Annotated in this window: 1 pseudogene; it reads right to left on the bottom strand. The window is 68.2% G+C overall.

Going from position 1 to position 1341, the window contains the following annotated elements:
- Window positions 1–133: 133 nt before the first annotated feature.
- Window positions 134–1341, bottom strand: a pseudogene (locus IF67_RS46480) (condensation domain-containing protein); the annotation flags it as partial.

Genomic DNA, 1341 nt, shown 5'->3' with positions numbered 1-1341 from the left:
GTGCAGCAGCGTGGTGCGCTCGGGTGCGGTGAGGATGTCCAGGTCGGCGATCGGTTGTGAGGCGTCGGCGACGGCCGCCCGCAGCAGACGCTCCAGCCGAACGGCCATGGCTTCGGCGGTCCGCCGGTCGAACGGGGACGTCTTGGTGGGTGTAGGCGGCCAGGTCGGTTTCCCGCACTCGTCCGAGGAGTTCGGTGAAGGTGGGGTTGCCGGAGGTGTCGGTGCGCAGCACCAGAGTGTTGATGAAGAAGCCGACGAGGTTGTCGAGTGCGTTGTCGGTGCGTCCGGCGATGGGTGATCCGAGGGGGATGTCGGTGCCGGCGCCGAGTCGGGTCAGGAGTGTGGCGAGTGCTGTTTGGACGACCATGAAGACGCTGGCTTGGTGTTCGCGGGCCAGGCGGGTGATGCCGTGGTGCAGCTCGGCGTCCCAGGTGAACGGGACGCTGTCGCCCTGGTAGCTGGCTTCGGCCGGCCGCGGACGGTCGGTGGGCAGCTCCAGCAGGTCGGGAAGCCCGGCCAGATGCTGCTGCCAGTAGTCGACCTGACCGGAGATGAGGCTCTGCGGGTCGCTCTCGTCGCCGAGGACTTCGCGCTGCCAGAGGGTCGCTGGCGATGTGGTGGGCCAGGATCAGCAGGGTGTGTTCGTCGGCGCCGGTGGTGAACACCCAGGCTCGGAGCGGGAGTTCATCGGTCAGCCGGAAGGTCTGGCGAGCGGCGGTGGTGATGTGTTCGGCGAGGCGTGCGGCGTCGGTCGTGACGACCTCGACCGTCGGCCGGGCGACGTCGCCGTGCAGGACGTGCTGGTGAGGCGTGCCGTCGGCCTGGGGGAAGACGGTGCGCAGGGTTTCGTGCCGGTCGACGAGGTCGTAGATCGCCTCACGCAGTGCATCGACGTCCAGCGAACCGGTAAGTCGCAACAGAAGCGGCACGTTGTAGGTCGCGCTCGGCCCCTCCAGTTGGTGCAGGCGGACGGTGAGTTCGGTGTTGAGGGTGGTGCGGATGCGGCTGGTGAGGCGGGTGGCGAGGAGGGAGTGTCCGCCGAGGTCGAAGAAGTTGTCGTCGATGCCGATGTGTTCGACGCCGAGGGTTTGGGCGAAGGCGTGGCAGAGGAGTTCTTCGTGGGTGTTGCGGGGGCCGCGGGTGGTTGTGGTGGGGGTGAACTGGGGTGCGGGGAGGGCCTTGTGGTCCAGTTTCCCGTTCGGCGTCAGGGGCAGCACGTCCAGTGTGACGAGGGCTGCGGGGACCATGTAGTCCGGCAGGGTCCGTGCGGTGTGTTCGCGCAGGTCGGCGGTTGCCGTGTCAGCGTCCTCCGTGGGGATGACGTAGGCGACGATGCGCTGG

Origin of the sequence: Streptomyces sp. NRRL S-1813 (genome assembly GCF_000719605.1) — a bacterium.
Lineage (GTDB): Bacteria > Actinomycetota > Actinomycetes > Streptomycetales > Streptomycetaceae > Streptomyces > Streptomyces decoyicus.
The sequence above is the reverse complement of the archived record's forward strand: the minus strand, read 5'-3'. Positions and strand labels throughout refer to the sequence as shown.